Annotated in this window: 18 protein-coding genes and 1 pseudogene; 9 read left to right on the forward strand and 10 right to left on the reverse strand. The window is 72.2% G+C overall.

Features of this window, described 5'->3' with window-relative positions; translation table 11 throughout:
- The first annotated feature begins 119 nt into the window (after nucleotides 1-119).
- The gene (locus tag IE153_RS14940) at nucleotides 120-578 is read left to right on the forward strand and encodes a DUF6214 family protein (RefSeq protein ID WP_189590192.1); all 459 of its coding nucleotides are present in this window, start codon (nucleotides 120-122) and stop codon (nucleotides 576-578) included.
- 28 nt (nucleotides 579-606) lie between these two features.
- Here the strand turns inward: IE153_RS14940 and IE153_RS14945 are convergent, their stop codons facing one another.
- Nucleotides 607-1,260: a DUF305 domain-containing protein gene (locus IE153_RS14945; protein ID WP_189590193.1), complete on the reverse strand. Its 654-nt coding sequence runs from the start codon at nucleotides 1,258-1,260 to the stop codon at nucleotides 607-609.
- Between the two features lie 190 nt (nucleotides 1,261-1,450).
- Between IE153_RS14945 and IE153_RS14950 the strand changes: the two genes are divergently transcribed.
- On the forward strand, nucleotides 1,451-2,953 hold the full coding sequence (locus IE153_RS14950; RefSeq protein WP_189590194.1) for an LVIVD repeat-containing protein: 1,503 nt from the start codon (nucleotides 1,451-1,453) through the stop codon (nucleotides 2,951-2,953).
- Here the strand turns inward: IE153_RS14950 and IE153_RS14955 are convergent.
- From IE153_RS14955 to IE153_RS14975, 5 genes are all read right to left on the reverse strand, one after another.
- Nucleotides 2,941-3,627, reverse strand: coding sequence for a TetR/AcrR family transcriptional regulator (locus IE153_RS14955; RefSeq protein WP_189590195.1), 687 nt, complete (start codon nucleotides 3,625-3,627; stop codon nucleotides 2,941-2,943). The two genes, IE153_RS14950 and IE153_RS14955, sit on opposite strands and share 13 nt — an antisense overlap.
- 200 nt (nucleotides 3,628-3,827) lie before the next feature.
- The gene (locus tag IE153_RS14960; protein ID WP_189590196.1) at nucleotides 3,828-4,517 is read right to left on the reverse strand and encodes an HAD family hydrolase; all 690 of its coding nucleotides are present in this window, start codon (nucleotides 4,515-4,517) and stop codon (nucleotides 3,828-3,830) included.
- A 60-nt stretch (nucleotides 4,518-4,577) separates the two neighbouring features.
- Entirely contained in the window at nucleotides 4,578-5,246 is a 669-nt protein-coding gene (locus IE153_RS14965; RefSeq protein ID WP_189590197.1) for a phosphatase PAP2 family protein, read from the reverse strand.
- A gap of 147 nt (nucleotides 5,247-5,393) precedes the next feature.
- Complete coding sequence (locus IE153_RS14970) at nucleotides 5,394-6,329, reverse strand: M56 family metallopeptidase (RefSeq protein WP_189590198.1); 936 nt, start codon at nucleotides 6,327-6,329, stop codon at nucleotides 5,394-5,396.
- 95 nt (nucleotides 6,330-6,424) lie between these two features.
- Complete coding sequence (locus IE153_RS14975; RefSeq protein WP_189590199.1) at nucleotides 6,425-6,973, reverse strand: DUF5134 domain-containing protein; 549 nt, start codon at nucleotides 6,971-6,973, stop codon at nucleotides 6,425-6,427.
- 149 nt (nucleotides 6,974-7,122) lie between these two features.
- On the opposite strand from IE153_RS14975, the gene IE153_RS14980 reads away from it, so the two are divergent.
- Nucleotides 7,123-8,787 (forward strand): FUSC family protein, encoded by a 1,665-nt coding sequence (locus tag IE153_RS14980; RefSeq protein ID WP_189590200.1) that lies wholly within the window; start codon nucleotides 7,123-7,125, stop codon nucleotides 8,785-8,787.
- Nucleotides 8,788-8,996: 209 nt separating this feature from the next.
- Entirely contained in the window at nucleotides 8,997-9,563 is a 567-nt protein-coding gene (locus IE153_RS14985) for a MarR family winged helix-turn-helix transcriptional regulator (protein WP_189590201.1), read from the forward strand.
- Between the two features lie 34 nt (nucleotides 9,564-9,597).
- Here IE153_RS14985 and IE153_RS14990 read toward each other — a convergent pair whose 3' ends face one another.
- Together IE153_RS14990 and IE153_RS14995 are read right to left on the reverse strand one after the other, a co-directional pair.
- A complete protein-coding gene (locus tag IE153_RS14990) occupies nucleotides 9,598-10,650 on the reverse strand; it encodes an aldo/keto reductase (RefSeq protein ID WP_189590202.1) in 1,053 nt (350 codons plus the stop codon).
- A gap of 99 nt (nucleotides 10,651-10,749) precedes the next feature.
- On the reverse strand, nucleotides 10,750-11,511 hold the full coding sequence (locus IE153_RS14995; protein ID WP_189590203.1) for a VOC family protein: 762 nt from the start codon (nucleotides 11,509-11,511) through the stop codon (nucleotides 10,750-10,752).
- A gap of 184 nt (nucleotides 11,512-11,695) precedes the next feature.
- On the opposite strand from IE153_RS14995, the pseudogene IE153_RS15000 reads away from it, so the two are divergent.
- Nucleotides 11,696-12,631, forward strand: a pseudogene (locus IE153_RS15000) (N-acetyltransferase).
- On the opposite strand, the gene IE153_RS15005 reads toward IE153_RS15000, so the two are convergent.
- Entirely contained in the window at nucleotides 12,613-13,005 is a 393-nt protein-coding gene (locus IE153_RS15005) for a VOC family protein (protein WP_189590204.1), read from the reverse strand. The pseudogene IE153_RS15000 and the gene IE153_RS15005 overlap by 19 nt on opposite strands.
- A gap of 71 nt (nucleotides 13,006-13,076) precedes the next feature.
- Between IE153_RS15005 and IE153_RS15010 the strand changes: the two genes are divergently transcribed.
- Complete coding sequence (locus IE153_RS15010; RefSeq protein ID WP_189590205.1) at nucleotides 13,077-13,622, forward strand: GNAT family N-acetyltransferase; 546 nt, start codon at nucleotides 13,077-13,079, stop codon at nucleotides 13,620-13,622.
- On the opposite strand, the gene IE153_RS15015 is transcribed toward IE153_RS15010, so the two are convergent.
- On the reverse strand, nucleotides 13,619-14,302 hold the full coding sequence (locus IE153_RS15015; RefSeq protein WP_189590206.1) for a glycerophosphodiester phosphodiesterase: 684 nt from the start codon (nucleotides 14,300-14,302) through the stop codon (nucleotides 13,619-13,621). The genes IE153_RS15010 and IE153_RS15015 overlap by 4 nt on opposite strands.
- A 249-nt stretch (nucleotides 14,303-14,551) precedes the next feature.
- Here IE153_RS15015 and IE153_RS15020 point away from each other — a divergent pair, with 249 nt between their 5' ends.
- From IE153_RS15020 to IE153_RS15030, 3 genes are read left to right on the forward strand one after another with little or no spacing between them, the layout of a single operon-like run.
- On the forward strand, nucleotides 14,552-15,949 hold the full coding sequence (locus IE153_RS15020; RefSeq protein WP_189590207.1) for a DUF6421 family protein: 1,398 nt from the start codon (nucleotides 14,552-14,554) through the stop codon (nucleotides 15,947-15,949).
- 41 nt (nucleotides 15,950-15,990) lie between these two features.
- The gene (locus IE153_RS15025) at nucleotides 15,991-16,737 is read left to right on the forward strand and encodes an SDR family NAD(P)-dependent oxidoreductase (RefSeq protein ID WP_189590208.1); all 747 of its coding nucleotides are present in this window, start codon (nucleotides 15,991-15,993) and stop codon (nucleotides 16,735-16,737) included.
- Nucleotides 16,734-17,804, forward strand: a complete 1,071-nt coding sequence (locus IE153_RS15030; RefSeq protein WP_031106610.1) for a threonine aldolase family protein — start codon at nucleotides 16,734-16,736, stop codon at nucleotides 17,802-17,804. Before IE153_RS15025 ends, IE153_RS15030 begins: the two co-directional genes overlap by 4 nt.

A 17,804-nucleotide genomic window follows, 5' to 3' on the forward strand; every position in this document is an offset into this window, starting at 1 on the left:
CAGTGCTCCGCCCGTGGCGCGTGTCCGATCTGTCGGGAATGTGGTCATGCGGTTACGTTCGGTGTGTGCTGGAAGCATCCTTTCTGAATCTTTCTGATCGCTCTCCGGCGGACGGTGCGGTGGCCGTGCGCCCCGCCTGGGAAGTACGGGAGAACGAGGGCGCCACGCGCTGGTTCGAGTTCCGGCTGGCTTTCGCGGACGGCGCCCGGGTCGACGCGCTGGCCGTCGTGGGCGGCGGATGCGTCTGCGTCGAGGAGGTGCGCGCTCAGCCCCCGCTGTCCCTCGACGACATGGCGGTGCTCGCCGACTGGATCGAGGAGTCGGTCGCCGAGGCGTGCGCTACCGGGCCCGGGCCCGACGGCTGCGGGAGCGAGGGGCGCCGGGCCCGGCCCGCCTGGCCGCGCGGGGCGGAGGGGAGGCTGCTGGTGGCGCGGGAGTACCGCGCGGCCCAGCGGGACGGCGCCGACCCGGTCCTCGCCGTGATGGGCGCGACCGGGCACAGCCGTCGTACGTCGCTCAGGCTGATCGGCCAGGCCAGGGACGCGGGCCTGCTGTCGGCGCGCCGCGCCCGGCGCTGAACCGGGACGAGGTCCGCCCCGAGCGCGATCAGAGCATGTTCCGCATCCGTGTGATCTCGCTCGTCTGCTGTGCGATCACTTCGTCGGCCATCTCCTCGACGCGGATGTTGTTGCCCTGCCCCTTCACCTCCGTGGCCATGGTGATCGCACCCTGGTGATGGGTCGTCATGAGGGTCAGGAAGAGGTGGTCGAAGGCCTTTCCGTCGGCCGCGCGGAGCTTCTTCAGCTGCGCCTGCGTCGCCATGCCGGGCATCGCGGCGTGCTCGTGCCGCCCGGCCTTCAGCGGCTTGCCGTACGACTTCAGCCAGCCCTTCATGGCCTCGATCTCCGGCTTCTGGCCGGCCGCGATGCGCTCGGCGATCCGCTTCACGCCCTTCGACTGGGCGCGCTGCGGGGTGAGTTCGGTCATCACCAGGGCCTGCGCGTGGTGCTCGATCATCATCCGGACGTAGGAGACGTCGGCCGAGTTGGGGGAGTCGTTCTCCGAGCGCCGGTCGGCGGCCTCTTCGGCGGACAGGGTGCGGTTGGCCTCGCCGGGTTCCCCCGGCGCGATCACGGCGGGCCCGTCCGCGGCGGCCGGCCCCCGGTCCGGACCGGAGTCACAGCCCCCGGCCGCGAGCACGGCCAGGGCGACCAGCCCCGTCGTGACGGCGGACGCCCGGGACGCACGGCGGAAGAGCACAACGACCTCCTGTGGCAAGCGGGTTGGGACGCACCTCGGGTTGCGGACGACGTACACGCACATTTCCGCGGGTCATTGATCGGAAAACTTCATTGCGATTCTGTTGCCCTCTATTGGTATGTGCATGGCGAAGACGATACTGCGTGGTGCGTGAACCGTTCCGCAGTGAACGGAACCAGGGAGGAAAACAGTGATCCTGTTGAACGACCGCAGAACACGCCGCAGACGCTTGGGAGTTGCCGCTGCCGCCGCCGGGCTGCTGGCCGCGCTCCTCACGGCGGCACCGGCAGGGGCCACCCCCGACCCGGGGGACGCGCCGCCCGCGCCGAAGAAGGTCTCCAAGAGCGACCAGGCAGAGGTCCGGGAGGCCATCCGCAACGGCGACATACCCGGACAGGACGAGATCGTCCACTCCGACAACATCCGGCACCTGGCCCACGTCCCCAAGGACGTGCTCCAGGGCACGAACTCGGACCTCGCCTTCCAGGGCAGGTACGCGTTCGCGGGCAACTACGACGGCTTCCGCATCTTCGACATCAGCAACCCCAAGGCGCCGAAGACCGTCGCCCAGGTGCTGTGCCCCGGCTCGCAGAACGACATCTCCGTCTCCGGTGACCTGCTGTTCCTGTCCACCGACTCCTCGCGCAGCGACAGCAGTTGCTCCAGCACCACCCAGCCGGCGACCGAGAAGTCCTCGTGGGAGGGCATGAAGGTCTTCGACATCAGCGACAAGCGCAACCCGAGGTACGTCGCCGCCGTCGAGACCGCCTGCGGCTCGCACACCCACACGCTGGTGCCCGAGCGCCGCAACGTCTACGTGTACGTCTCCTCGTACTCGCCGAACGCCGCCTACCCCGACTGCCAGCCGCCGCACGACGGCATCTCCGTGATCAAGGTGCCGCGCAAGGCCCCCGAGAAGGCCGAGGTCGTGGGCTTCCCCGTGCTGTTCCCCGGTCAGGGGCCGGACGGCGGCGGCAACCCGGGCGGACCCACCAACCCGGGCGTGTCCAAGACCACCGGCTGCCACGACATCACCGTGCTGCCGTCGAAGGACCTGGCCGCGGGCGCCTGCATGGGCGACGGGATCCTGTTCTCCATCAAGGACCCGGAACGCCCGAAGGTCATCGACCGCGTGCAGGACAACGTGAACTTCGCGTTCTGGCACTCGGCGACCTTCAACCAGAAGGCGAACAAGGTCGTCTACACCGACGAACTGGGCGGTGGCGGCGCGGCCACCTGCAACGCGGAGATCGGCCCGGACCGCGGTGCCGACGGCATCTACGACATCGTCGGCAAGGGCGACAAGCGCAAGCTCGTCTTCCGCAGCTACTTCAAGATCCCCCGCCACCAGGCGGACACCGAGAACTGCGTCGCCCACAACGGCTCGCTGATCCCGGTCAAGGGCAAGGACATCATGGTCCAGGCCTGGTACCAGGGCGGCGTCTCCGTCTGGGACTTCACCGACTCGGCCAAGCCGAAGGAGATCGCCTACTTCGACCGCGGTCCGCTGACCACCGACACGATCAAGTCGGGCGGCTCGTGGTCCGCGTACTACTACAACGGCTACATCTACTCGAACGAGTACGCCCGGGGCTTCGACGTGCTGAAGATCGACGACCGGCGCACGGACCCGGCCCGCCGGATCCACCAGCGTGAGCTCAACGTCCAGACCCAGCCGGACTACTTCGACTGACCCCCCGGGTCGCACTCCGGTGCGGCCCCGGTCGCGAAGAACCGCGACAGATCCTTGTCGCCCCTCCCGCCGCAGGCTCCGGTCTCCGGCGGGAGGCCCAGCTCCCAGCCGAGCCGGTAGCGCTTGAACAACTCGGCGCGCAGCACCGGCACCGGCATCGGCGCCCCCGGCACCAGGGCCGCGTACACCGAACCCATCAGCAGAGCGCGCATCATCGGGTAGTCGCTGTCGACGTCCGGCGACCCGTGCCGGGCCATGGTGTCCCGCAGCAGCTCGGCCAGCCGGCGTTGCTCCGGGCACTGCATGAAGCCCTCGGCCTGCAGGATCCCCGCCATGTGCTGGCGCATCAGCACGGGCCGGTCACGGGCCAGACCCAGGATCGCGTCGATGGCCCGGGCCATCCGCTCCCGGCCGTCCTCCGTGCGCGGCTCGCGCTCCAGTGCCTCCTCCAGCGTGCGGTGCATCAACCGGTGCACGGCGGACTGCACCAGCTGGCGCTTGCCGGGGAAGTAGTACGACACCAGGCCCCGGGCCGATCCCGCCCGGTCCGCGATGTCGCCGAGCGTGGTCGCGTCGTAACCGTGTTCACTCACCAGCTCGACCGCCGCCTGCAGGAGCCGCTCCCGGGAACGCCGCCGCAACTCTTCGTTCACCGAGGCGCTACGCGGAGACATGCTGCAACTCCTGTGTTGACTGGCTGCCAGCCAACTATACTCAGAGGGTCCGGCCAAGACCTGCCAGGGTCTGGGCCGGTGATGCCGTCTGCCTCGGGCGACGCGGGGGATCGTCCGAGGCGGGCGAGCACTCGGCCCCGGTAGTGGCCTTGGGCTACTTTCCGAAGCGGCTCACCGTCCCCGTGGACGGCGCGTCCGTCTCAGCTCACCAGATCCAGGACCGGCCGCAGCCCGTCCGGCCGGTCGGCCGCCGGCAGATGGTCCACGAAGTGGACCCCGCATCCCAGAGCGGTGGCACCGCCGTCCGCCCGGCGGTCGTCGCCGACCATGAGGGTGGTGCGCGGGTCGGCGCCGAGCGCCTCGCAGGCGATGCCGAACAGTCGCGGGTCGGGCTTCTGCACGCCGTGCTCGAACGACAGGACGTACGCGTCGATGTACGGGTCCAGGCCGTGTGCGCGGAAGACCGGCCGCAGGTCCCAGCCGATGTTGCTGACCACCCCGACGGCAACGCCCCGGTCCCGCAACGCGCGCAGCACCTCGACGGCGTCCGGGTACGGGGCCCACGCAGCCGGCGTCATGTGGCGGTCGTACAGCGCGTCGTGCAGCGCCGGGTCGGGCAGCGGCACCTGCCGGGCGAGACCGGTGTAGGCCGCCCGGTGCAGGGCGGCGCTGCGGTCCCGGATCGGCCAGGCGTCCGCGAGTTCCTCCGGCACGCGCGCGGGATCACCGCCGCCGGGCAGCGCCCCCACCGCCTCCAGAGCCAGGACCGCGGCGGTCGACTCGGCCTCGGTGAGCCGGACATCGGTCGCGGCCAGGGCGCCCCGCAGCCAGGAGTCGGTGGACTCGACACGGAAGAGCGTTCCGGAGAAGTCGAAGAGCACGGCGGTCATGGGGCGATCCTACGAGGCCGCGGGGCGCCGCGAACGAAGACCGGTGAGGCGGTGACGGGTTCAGGGCTGCCGGCGCCGGTGCACCCACACCGCCAGGACCACCACCATCGTGCCCAGCAGCCAGCCGCCCACCACGTCCGACGGCCAGTGGACACCGAGCCAGATCCGGGTCAGCCCGACCCCGACCACGGAGACGACGGCCACGGCAACGGCCGTACGCCACACGGCCCGGCCGACGCCGTGCCGGTGCAGGAGCCACAGCAGCAGGCCGCACACCACCGTGGCGGTCATGGCGTGGCCCGACGGGAACGCCGAGTAGTGGGCCGAGTCGACGGGATCGGGCCAGACCGGGCGGGGGCGATCCACCGCGGCCTTGATGCCCTGCTGCAGCAGCGTGCCCAGCGCGACGGCCAGCGCCAGCCACAGCGCCGTCCAGCGCGCCGCCCACCGCACCACCAGCCACACGACGACGGCCGCGCACAGCAGACGCATCGTCCACGGGTCCCACACCCAGTCCGTGAGGATGCGGCACGCCTGGGTGAGGGCCGGCGAGTCGACCGCCCAGCGGTGGGTGGTGTCGGAGATCTCCCCGTCCGCGCTGATCAACGGGCTCCATCTCGCCGCGACGAGGGTCAGCAACAGCACCGAGCACAGGGCCAGGACACCGGCGAGACCTGCGGTGGCGCGGTGCTCCGGACGGGGTGGGGAATCGACGGACGAGGTGTGCATACAGCGATCCTCGCCGAACCGGGGGGTCCGGATCCAGTACGGGGAAGATCTTCCGTCACCGGGACGGCATGCTCCGGCCATGCCGGACCCACCGGAGGGCGACCGGGCGCCCCGCGCTGGGAGGCTCGGGAGGCCCGGGCACTTCGGCTACCCCAGCGCCCGCAGCCCCGGCACGAACGCCACCAGGACCGGCACCACGGGCACCAGCGCGGCCGCCGCCGTCAGCCGCAGACGCCGGGCCGCGGTCAGCCGGTCCGGGGGAGTGAGCAACCGGTGCACCCGGGCCGGGACATGGGCCTGCGGAGTGGGGCAGGGCCCGAACACGCCGCGGTGCTCGTTCAGTTCGACCAGAGCAAGGGCCGTCGTGAGGCGGCCGAAGCGGCGCGATGCCGTGTCGTCGGCGGCGAGTTCGACCAGGCGGTGCATCTCGTCGCGGAACGCGGCGAACACCGGTACCTGCGGAAAACCGCCGGCGAGAGCCGAGGAGCAGTTCAGCAGCCAGTCGTGCCGGGCCCGGGCGTGGCCCTGCTCGTGGGCGAGCACCGCGTCCAGCTGCCGGCCCTTCAGCCGGAGCAACGCGGCCGTGGTCACCACCAGTTGCGGGGGAGTGCCGGGCTGCCACCAGGCGTCGGGCTGCTCGCTCTCCAGGACGACGAGCCGGCCGGAGACGGCCACCTCGCCCGGCAGCAGCGGGGCCCGGACCAGCAGATCGGCACGTCGGCGGCGGCGCCGGGCGCGGGCCTCGCCGATCTCGTGGACCAGCATCGCCGCGCTCCACAGCCCGGCGCCGGCCAGCGCGACCGCCGTGGTCGCGGCCCAGGGCCCCGCCGTGCCGAGGGCGTAGGCCTCCACGACCGCGCGCGGGGCCGTCGCGAAGAGGTGCCCGCCGACCGCGTGCCAGGCCGCCGCCGCACTGAGCGTCATGGACAGCGCACAGCACACGAGGACGGCCGCCACCACGCACTGCCACACCCACAGCGCCACCACCGGCTCACGGTCCGGCCAGTCCGCCCGGGCGAGCAGCCGGGGGGCGACCACGGCGGTCACGGCGCCGAGCAGCAACAGCGCGGCGGTGAGCATCATGAGGGCAGCCTATGAGCGCGGCCCCGCCTAGGGGTACGCCTTGTGGCGGCAAAGTGACGCAGGCAACGGATCCGTTGGGCGCGGGACGGTCCCGCTCACAGCGTCAGCAGCATCGCCACCATCGCGATCCCCATGGACAGACGGCAGGCGCGCGCCAGTTCCGGCCGGTCGCCCCATCCGGCTCGTACACCGCCCCCGGCCACGGCGGCGACCGGCACCAGACGGACGCCGGTCAGCAGCACGTAGGCGGCGAAGTAGAGCAGCAGCGCCCCGGTCAGGAGCGGGACTCCCGATCCGCCCCGACCGTGCGCGTGTCCGGGGGAGCCGGCCATGACGAGGGACATGTAGACCATCGCCGCGGCCCCCACCAGGTGGTGGAGATGGTGCGGGCCAGTACGCGCCGCCCACAGCGCGTGGACCCCCGCCGCCCCGAACACCGCCGCGTAGAGGGGCCAGGCCCACGCGGGCGGAGTGAACACCGCCGCTGGGACGGCCATCGCGGCCATCCCGAATCCCATCAGCGCCTCGCCGCCCGCGGCACCGCGCTGCTCCTCGGCGCCGCTGCGCATCCGCGCCAGGCAGTAGGTGCCGGTCACCGCGCAGAGCGCCACCAGCAGCCAGCCGGACGAAGCCGGTCCGTGCACGCGTACCTCCCCGTTCGCCGGTCGGTCATTCGATGCCCGGGCCATGCGGCGCGCACGCGAGCGCAAGGATGTACACGGGGAGCATTCGACGGAGCACGCCAGGTGAGAGAATGTGCTTTACGGGTAAAACACCTGTTAATCTTGCCGTCATGAGCAGTACTCCCCCCACCCCCTCCACCCCACCCGCCCGGCGTCTCCCCCTGGCGGGTGTGCTGCGCCTCGGCAGGCCCTCGGAGATCTGGTTCAAGCCCGCGCTGAGCGTGGTCGCGGCGATCGCCCCGCCCGCGTTCACTCTCCTGGCGCTCGGCCGGCTCGACCTCGTGATGTACGCGATGGCCGGCTCCCTGTGCGCCCTGTACGCCCACAACCGGCCCTACGCCGCCCGGGCCCGGGTCCTGGGATGGGTGGTGCTGGGCATGCTCGGCGGGGTCGCCGTGGCGCTGGTCTCGGCCTCGCTCACCGGCAGCGCCGTCGTCCTGGTCACCGTCGGCGCGCTGCTGGCCGCCGCCCAGAAGGTGCTGTGCGACGCCACCCGGGTCGGCCCGCCGGGCAACGTCGTCCTCACCTTCGTCAGCTCCGCCTCCCTGTTCGCACCGCAGACCCTCGCCCAGGTGCCCGGCCATCTGGCTCTGGCCGCCGCGACGGGCGCGTGGGCCTGGCTGGTCTGCATGGCGCCCGCGCTGGTCCGGCCGCACGGACCGGAGCGCCGCGCCACCGCCACGGCCCTGAAGGCCGCCGCCGTGTACGCCGACACCGGTGGCACCGGGGAGGGCCACGCCCGGGCCCGCGCCGCGGGCTACGCCGCCGTGCAGGCCGCCTGGCAGTCGCTGCTGTCCACCAGCGCCCCCTCCCGGACCCGGCGGGCCCTCGAACGGCTCGTCGTCCGCGCCGAGGTCGCCCTCGCGGCGCCGACGGAGGCGGACGCCGGCCGGCTGCGCACGTGGGCGGGCTCGCTGCGCGGCACCGGCCCCGTCCCGGAGGCCGGACTTCCGCGCGCGGCCGCCGATGAACTGCTCGGCGTGGACGCGACCCGGCCCCTCTGGGCGCGGCTGGGCCCGCTGACCCCGCTCGCGGCACGTACGGCGCTCGGCTGCGCGCTCGCCGGCTACGCCTCGCTCGCCCTCGGGATCGGCCGCCCCTACTGGGCACTGGTCACCGCCGCCTCGCTGTACCAGGCGAACATCGCGCTGACCTGGACCCGGGCCGTCCAGCGTGTCGTGGGCAACGTCGTCGGCGTGCTCGTCTTCCTGGCCGTCGTGCCGCTCGCGCACCTGGGCCCGCCGGCGCTCGTGCTGTGCTGCCTGGCGTTCAGCTTCGGTGCGGAGGTGCTGATCAGCCGGAACTACTGGCTCGGCAGCGTCTGTGTGACGCCCATGGCCCTGCTCATCACGGAGTTCGCCGGATACCAGGCGGCCGGGACGCTGATGACGGAGCGGGTCGTGGACACCGTCGTCGGCGCGCTGGTCGGGTTCGTCGCCGCCGTCGCGGTCACCAACCGGCGCGCGGGCGACCGCGTCGAACGCGCGCTGACCACCGCCGACCGGGCCCGTGAACACGCCGCCCGCCTCCTGGCCGAGCCGGACTCCGGCCCCGCGGCCCTGGAATCCGCCCGCCGCGGCCTCGCCGTCGCCCTGTCCGACCTGCGTGCCACGGCCGACGCCGCCGCCGGTGAATGGTGGCAGCGGGCCCTGCCCCAGGAGCGGGTCGTGCTCGCCGAACAGTCCGGACACCGTACGCTCGCCGCGACGGCCCGACGCCAGGGCCTGCTCCCGGACCGGGACCCGGCCACCGAAACGGAGGACGCACGGCCATGACGCCGACCGAAGGACCATCGCCCACGGGGAGTGCCGGGGGACGGCCCCCGCAGCCGGGGGACGAGGCGGAACCGGTGGCGGAGGGACGGGCGGCCGACGCGGCGGCGGGAGGGGAGCCCGTCGGCGGCGCCCGGGCCGTCACAGGCGATGTTCCCGGCGGGCATTCGGCCGAGGAGCGGGCAACCGCCGCCGGGCATCCGGTTCGCGACATGACCGGCGAAGCCGGCCCGGACGCCGGGCTCCAGGGCGGAGCCGATCCCGGCGATGGCCGTCGGGGCGACACCGTGGCCGCGGTCGTCCGGCAGTGGCAGGCCGTGCAGCCCGGGCTCGACACCGGGCCGATGGAGATCATCGGGCGGATCAACCGTTGTGCCGCGCTGCTGCAGCAGGCCGAGGACGCTCCGCTGCGCCGGGCGGGACTCAGCCGGCCCGAGTTCGATCTGCTGGGTGCGCTGCGTCGCACCGGGCACGAGCTGACGCCCGGGGACCTGGCCCGGGAGACCTTCTCCTCGGGGGCCGCCGTCACCAAACGCCTCAAGCAGCTGACCGAGCGCGGTCTGGTCGAGCGGCGCGGGGACACCCGTGATCGCCGGGTCGTCCACCTCCGCCTCACCGACGCCGGACGTGACCTGGTCGACGGCATCCTGCCCGTCCAGCTCGCCTACGAGACCGCCGTGCTGTCCGGCCTGGACGGCCCCGAGCAGGGCGAACTCGCGGCACTGCTCGGGGAGTTGCTCAGTCAGCTCGAAGGGCGACTCGGCGTGCTGCGGACCTGAACCGGCCACCGGCCGGGGCGCGTCGGCGTACCGGTTACAGCACCTCGTGCACGGTGCGGCGATGCGTGGAGCGGCGGTCGTCGACGGCCGCCCAGCGGTCGCCGTAGATGTTCCGGGTGATGGCGGGCTCGCGGACGAAGTCGTGCGGGAACCCGAGCGGCACCGCGCTCACCTCCTCGAGCAGGGCGAGGGCGTCCGTGTCGAGGCGGACGCCGACACTGCCCAGATTGTCGGCGAGCTGGCTCTCCCTGGTCGCCGCGATGATCGGCACCACGTTGCCGGGCCGGGCCAGCAACCAGGCCAGCGCCACCTGGGCCGGGCTCCAGCCGCCCTGCTCGGCGACCTCCAGCACGGCGCTGATCACTGCCTCCTCGCGCGGGTCGGCGTCCGCGCCGGTGGTGTCCAGCCGGCCGGTCTCGCCCCTGCGGTACTTGCCGGTGAGCTTCCCGGCCGCGAGCGGCGCCCACGCGAGCACGGCCAGGTCGAACGCCCGGGCCTGTGGCAGCAGTTCGCGCTCCGGGGTCCGTTCCAGCAGGCTGTAGCGCAGCTGCGAACCGGCGAACGCGGTCCAGCCCCGCAGCTCCGCCAGGGTGTTCGCCTGCGCGATCTCCCAGGCGGGCCAGTCGGAGACACCGACGTACAGCACCTTGCCCGTGCGGACGAGGTCGTCCAGGGCCCGCATGACCTCCTCGACGGGTGTGAAGTTGTCCCGGGCGTGCACCCACATCACGTCCAGCCGGTCGGTGCGCAGCCGTCGCAGGCTCGCCTCCACCGACTGGACCAGGTTCTTGCGGTGGTTGCCCGCGGCGTTGACGTCGCCGTCGCGGATGGCGCAGGTGTACTTGCTGGCCAGCACGAACCTGTCGCGCCGCCCTTCGAGCAGCTCTCCGAGGATCCGTTCCGAGCTGCCGTCGGTGTAGTTGTTGGCGGTGTCGACGAAGTTGCCGCCGGCCTCCGCGTAGGCGTCGAGGATTTGGGCGCTGGTCTCCTTTCCGGCGCCCCAGCCCCAGTCGTCCCCGATGGTCATGGCGCCGAGGCTCAGCTCGCTCACGCGCAGACCGGTCTTGCCGAACAGTGTGTAACGCACGCTTCGTCCCCCTCCGGGCAGGTCGTACGCAGGACGCTAGGAGCTGGAGCGCACTTCAGCGCAAGTCACAGCAGCCCCCCGTGTCGCACCCCAGCCGTCTCAGCCCTCGTCGCCCGCCCGGTACACGCCGAACATCGCCCTCTGCGGGTCCCGGAGCACCGCGATGCGCGGCCCGTCGGGGACGGAGGTGGGCACCATCAGGACCGTGCCGTGCCGCTGGACGACGGCGGTGGTGTCGTCCACGTCGGCGACGGCGAAGTACGGCAGCCAGTGCGCCGGCACCTCGGGCGGGAACTTCTCGTCCATCGTCACCATGCCGCCGAAGTCCGCGCCGCCGATGCCGAACTGGGTGTAGCGGTCCGACGGGGCCACCGTCCAGCCGAACACCCGCGTGTAGAAGGACACGGCCCCTTCCGGGTCCCGCGTCATCAGCTCCACCCAGCCCAGCGAACCGGGCGCGTTGAACAGCCCGGCACCCGGGAAGGTCCCCGCCTGCCACAGCTGGAACACGGCACCGCCCGGATCGGCGGCCACCGCGAAACGGCCCACGTCGAACACGTCCATCGGGCCCAGCAGCAGCGTCCCGCCCGCCTCCGACACCGCGCGGACGGTGGCGTCCGCGTCGGTCACCGCGAACGACACGTTCCACGCGACCGGCTGCGACGGCTGGTACAGCGGGGCGAGGGCGGCCACGGCCGCGTTCCCGAGGTGCGCGACGGTGTAGCCGCCGGCCTCCTGACGCGCGTCCGTCTCGGGCCGCCAGCCGAACAGCCGCGTGTAGAACCGCCGGGCCGCGTCCAGGTCGCTGGTCCCCAGCTCGGTCCAGCAGGGGCCACCGGTCACCGGTGCGTCGAGCTTCATGGCGTTCCTTCCACGAGCGGCGGGGACAGGCCCCCGGGGCCCCCTCCAGCACGCTAAGCCGCCCCCCGGCCTCCCTGCCATCCGGGGAAACCCACTGGTGTACCGCCGCGGCCCGGGCGTACTCTCGCCCCGTACCGCACCGCGTGGCGGCCTCCAGCGCCCTTCACCCTGCCCGGAGGTACCCATGCCCGCGCCCGAGGTGCGCCCCTTCCGCCGGACCGACCGCGACCAGCTGACCGGCCTGGTCAACCTGCACGTGGCGGCCGTCGTCCCCGGCGTCCCCGTCTCCGTGAACACCGTCCTGGGCGACCTGGAGCGGCGGCCCGGCGAGTTCGTCACGGACCCGTGGGTGGCCGAGCGGACGACGCTCGTCGCCGAGCAGCGCGGACACGTCCTCGCCGCGGCCCACCTGCTGCGCCACCGGGCGGACGCCGAGGTCGGCGCCACCTACCGGGACGCCGCCGAGATCAACTGGTTCGTCCACCGCCCGGAGGCGTCACTCCGGCCGGACGCCGACCTCGCCGCGGACCTGCTGATGCGGGCGTGCCTCGACGGTTCGCCCGCTGGAACGCCCGGGTCCGGTACGCCGACGGATCCCTGCCCGCCCCGCTCGTCTACGGCCTGCCCCGCAACTGGCCGCACATCCGGGCCCTCTACGAACGCGCGGGGTTCCGGCACACCGGGGACACCGAGGTCATCCTGCTCGCCCGGGTGTCCGACCTGCCGGCCGCCGGGCCCCGGCCGGGGGTCACGGCCGAGCGCACGCCGGGGGAGTGCGGGACCCCGCTTCACGGCCCGGGCGGAGGGCCGGACCCTCGGACACATCGAGATCGACACCGCCCTGGCCCGTCCGGAACGCCACGCCCGCGCGGCCGGTCTCGCCGACGTCGGCAACCTGCACATCGACCCCGCACAGCACGGCACCGGCCCGGAGCACTGGCTCCTCGCCCGGGCCGCCGACTGGCTGCGGCTGTGCGGCGTCGACCGGCTCGCCGCCTACGAATCGGCCGCCGACAGTGCCGCGCTCGCCCTCCTGGCCGGGGCGGGCTTTCGCGAACTCACCCGCACCGACCGAGGGTGGGAGCACCGCCCGGAGCGAGCTCAGATACCCGGCCGGTAGCGCATCGGGTGGTCCGCCGGCACCTCCACCAGCACGATCGGCGTCCCGTCCGGATCCGCGATCCACATCTCGACCAGCCCCCAGGGCTCCTTGACCGGTGGCCGCACGATGTCCACGCCCTTCGCCCGCAGTTCCTCCTGTGTCGCGGCCACGTCGTCCACCTGCAGCCACAGCCGGACCGCGGTCGTCGGGGGCGTCTCGGCCCGGCCCGAGACCTCCAGGAAGCCGCCACCCGTGAAGAAGACCGTGCCGCGCTCCGCTCCCGTGCCGAACTCGCGGTAGACGGCGAGGCCGAGCTGCTCACCGTAGAAGGCCCGGGACCGCTCGGGGTCGGTGGGGCGGAGCAGGATCCGGCTGCTGAGTACATGCACCATGCAGCGGAGCTTAGTGGCGGCGTTACGCTCATCCCTGCCCGAGCCGTGCCGGAAAACGGAGACGTACGCCCATGGAGACCGCCACCACCGCACTGACCTTCCGCGATGCCACCGACGCCGACGTCGACGAACTGGTCGCGCTGATCGAGTCGGCGTACCGGGGCGACGACAGCCGGGCCGGGTGGACCACCGAGGCCGACATCCTCGAAGGGCAGCGGACCGACCCGGAGGGGGTGCTGGAGGTCATCAAGTCGCCCGACAGCCGGCTCATGGCCGTGGAGCGGGACGGCAGGATCGTCGCCTGCTGCCAGCTGGAGCACCAGGGCGACCATGCCTACTTCGGGATGTTCGCCGTCAGCCCCCTGCTCCAGGGCGCGGGCCTCGGCAAGGTGATCATCGCGGAGGCGGAGCGGCAGGCCCGCGCGACCTGGGGAGTGCGGGAGATGCAGATGACCGTGATCTCCGTGCGCGACGACCTCATCGCCTGGTACGAGCGGCGCGGCTACCGCCGTACGGGACGGATGACCCCGTTCCCGTACGGCGACGAGCGCTTCGGCGTCCCGCAGCGCGACGACCTGCAGTTCGAGCTGCTGGTCAAGGAGTTCGCCCAGCCCTAGGCCGTGAATCGGCCCGTGCGCTTGATGTCCGGGTGGTCGGTGGTCGCGCCGTCCAGGCCGAACGCCCGGACGAGCCGCAGCTGGTCCTGCGTGTTCACCACCCAGCCGATGATCCTCAGATCGGCCTTGCGAGCCCGCTCCACGATCTCCAGGGTGAGCCGCCGGATGTTCAGGCAGACGGTCTCGGCGCCGGCCTGGACGGCGCGGTCCACGATGTCAGTGCCGTAGCGGCTGGCGATCAGAGCGGTGCGCACCCCCGGGACCAGTGGCTTGATCTCGGCGATCGCCTCGTCGTGGAACGAGGACACCTCCACCCGGCCGGCCAGCCCGCGCTCGTTCATGACCTCGGCCAGGGCCCGCGCCGCCTGCTTGTCCTTGATCTCCGCCTGGAGCGGCGACTGCACGGCCTCCAGGACCTCCTCGAACACCGGGACCCGCTCGCCCCGGCCCGCGTCCAGGGCCCGCAGCTCGGCGAGGGTCTTCTCGGCGATCGGCCCGGTGCCGTCGGTCGTGCGGTCCACATCCGTGTCGTGCATGACGACGAGCGCGCCGTCCTTGCTCAGGTGCAGATCGAGTTCGATGGCGTCGAGTCCCGCCTCCTGGGCGGCGACGAAGGACCGGAGGGTGTTCTCGGGTTCCACACCCATGATTCCGCGGTGACCGATGGTGAGGAAGTTCAAGACGCGACTCTCTTCCGTCGACAGGCGGCACTGGGGGCCTGACGGCCCCCCTGACCGTATCGCCTGGACCCGCCCTGTGCAGAGAGTGAGGGCATGGTCGCCGTGCATCCGGGCAGAAGCATGACCGACAGGAAAAAGTGCGGTGAAGGAGAGGGTCGGGCAGGATAATTTCCCGGGTTCACCCTTGCTGGGAGGAACCTCGTGTGTATACGGTCTGCATACGTGAGATTCTCCCGTGGAAGGTGGGACATGACGGAAATTCTTGTGCAGGTGGGTTCGGAGGAAGGTCTTCCTCCCGTGGCCAGGGTGGTGGAGCACCCGGCATGGCCCGTGCTCAAGGATGCCGTGGAGCGGATCCGGCCATGGCAGTCCAAGGACGGGTCGATCGACTTCGACGCCGAGGGCGCGCCCGACCCGGCCGACGCCGAGCTCGCGGTCCGACAGGTCGCCGACGCCGTCCTGGAGCTCTCCCCGCTGCTCCCGCACGACGGCGCCTATCACGAGGCCCTGGTCAAGGACCTGACCCGGTGGGCCGACAGCGGCTTCCAGGTGCCCGACTTCCTCGACTCGCTGCTGGCCTTCCAGCCCGCCGCGAACCGTGCGGACGGCCTCCAGCACCTCGTCGTCTTCCCCATGTACACGCAGAACGGCAACCCGGACCGCAACCTCGAGGCGGTCGTGCTGCGGATGGTCTGGCCGGACTGGCTGGCCGAGCTGGAGCGCACCCGCTACGACAACCCGCTGTTCTGCGGCATCAAGTTCGAGGACTTCACGGCCGGCTACGACACCAACTCGGCCGTGCTGTTCCCCGAGACCATCGCCGTGCGCGAGGCGCCGGAACGATTCACCTGGGGCGGCATCTTCTGCGACCGCGAGGCCGCCCGCTTCCGCCGGGTGACCGACGCCGCCGTCGACATCCTGAGCCTGGAGCTGCCCGAGGACGTCGCCGCCATGGTGCACGACCAGAAGCGCTGCGAGGAGGCGTTCGTCCTGTGGGACATGGTCCACGACCGCACCCACAGCCACGGCGACCTGCCCTTCGACCCGTTCATGATCAAGCAGCGCCAGCCGTTCTGGATGTATGGCCTGGAGGAGCTGCGCTGCGACCTCACCGCCTTCAAGGAGGCCGTGAAGCTGGAGACCGACGGCGTCCCGCAGGCCCGTGACGTGCAGGTCGCGGTCCTCTTCGACCGCATGTTCCGCTTCCCCGTCACCGGCGAGCGCGTCCGCAACTACGACGGCCTCGGCGGCCAGCTCCTCTTCGCCTACCTGCACAAGCACGACGTCGTCCGCTGGACCGACAACAGGCTCACCATCGACTGGGAGCGCGCCCCGCAGGTCACCAACCAGCTGTGCGCCGAGATCGAGGACCTGTACCGGGACGGCATCGACCGCCCGAAGCTCGTCCACTGGTTCGCCGGGTACGAGCTGGTCTCGACCTACCTCTCCCCGCACCCGGGCTCCAAGTGGGCCAAGGGCCCCGATGCCCTGGACACGACGCAGCCGCCGCGCAAACTCGTCGATGACGTGCTTCCGGACGAGTTTCCGCTGAGCATGTTCTATGAGGCACTGTCCAAGAAGCTGAAGAACGTGATCGCCTCCACCAAGGGCATCACGGCGGACGGCGCCGAGCGGATCGCCGCGTGAGCGATCGGCGTACCGGGAACACTGCTCAGGAGGCGAGGATCATGGGGAACGGGGCGCTCAGCGGTGCGGTGATCGCGGTGGCCGGAGCGGGCGGACCCGCCGGCCGGGCCGCGCTGCTCAGGCTGGCCGAGGCGGGAGCCACCGTCATCGGCTCGGACAACGATCCGGAGCGGCTGGCGGAGGCGGTCGACGCGGCGAGTTTCGCGTCCGGCGGCGCCACCGTCACCGGTGACACGGTCGATCTGCTGGACCTGGGGGCCACCCGCGACTGGGCCACCCGCATCGAGAAGGACTTCGGCCGCGTCGACGGCCTGGTCCACCTCGTGGGCGGCTGGCGCGGCAGCGAGACCTTCACGCGGACCAGCCTCGACGACTGGGACTTCCTGGAGATGCTGCTGGTCCGCACGGTGCAGCACACGTCCCTCGCCTTCCACGAGGGGCTCCAGCGCAGCGACCGCGGCCGGTACGTGCTGATCAGCGCCGCGGGCGCCAGCAACCCCACCGCGGGCAACGCCGCCTATGCGGCCGGCAAGGCGGCGGCCGAGGCCTGGACGCTGGCCATGGCGGACTACTTCCGCAAGGCCGGGGGCACCGAGGGCCCGACGTCGGCGGCTGCGATCCTGGTGGTGAAGGCCTTGGTCCACGACGCGATGCGCGCCGACCGGCCTAACGCGAAGTTCGCGGGCTTCACCGACGTCAAGGACCTGGCCGAGGCCATCACCGAGGTCTGGGACAAGCCCGCCGCCGAAGTGAACGGAAAACGTCTGTGGCTCACCGAGAAGCCGTGAACCCGCCGAGGACCGACGCCCGCCGTCATCACGACCCCGAGGTCCGCGGTTTCGCCAGCGACAACTACGCCGGGGCGCACCCGGAGGTCCTCGCCGCCCTGGCCCTGGCCAACGGCGGGCACCAGGTCGCCTACGGCGAGGACGCCTACACCGAGAACCTCCAGCAGGTGGTCCGCAGCCACTTCGGGCCCACGGCCGAGGCGTTCCCGGTCTTCAACGGCACCGGCGCGAACGTCGTCGCGCTCCAGGCGGTCACCGACCGATGGGGCGCGGTGATCTGTGCGGAGAGCGCGCACATCAACGTCGACGAGTGCGGCGCACCGGAGCGGGTCGGCGGCCTGAAGCTGCTGACCGTTCCGGCGCCCGACGGCAAGCTCACGCCCGAGCTGATCGACCGGCAGGCGTTCGGCTGGGACGACGAGCACCGCGCGATGCCGCAGGTCGTCTCCATCGCCCAGGCCACCGAGCTGGGCACGGTCTACACGCCGGACGAGATACGCGCCATCTGCGAGCACGCCCACGCGCACGGCATGAAGGTGCACCTGGACGGCTCGCGGCTGGCCAACGCCGCCGCCACCCTGAACGTCCCGATGCGGACGCTCACCAACGCCGCCGGCGTCGACATCCTCTCCCTGGGCGGCACGAAGAACGGCGCCCTGTTCGGTGAGGCCGTCGTGGTGCTCAACCAGGACGCCGTCAGCCACATGAAGCACCTGCGCAAGCTGTCCATGCAGCTCGCCTCCAAGATGCGCTTCGTGTCGGTGCAGCTGGAGGCCCTGCTCGCCCGGGACCTGTGGCTGCGCAACGCCGGTCACGCCAACGAGATGGCCCAGCGCCTCGCCGAGGGCGTGCGGGCCGTGCACGGGGTGGAGATCCTCTACCCCGTGCAGGCCAACGCGGTCTTCGCCCGGCTGCCCCACGACGTCAGCGAGCGCCTCCAGAAGCGGTTCCGCTTCTACTTCTGGGACGAGGCCGCGGGCGACGTCCGCTGGATGTGCGCCTTCGACACGACCGAGGAGGACGTGGACACGTTCGTGGCGGCGCTGAAGGAGGAGATGGCCCGCTGA

The sequence above is a fragment of the Streptomyces massasporeus genome (assembly GCF_014648995.1).
GTDB lineage: Bacteria > Actinomycetota > Actinomycetes > Streptomycetales > Streptomycetaceae > Streptomyces > Streptomyces massasporeus.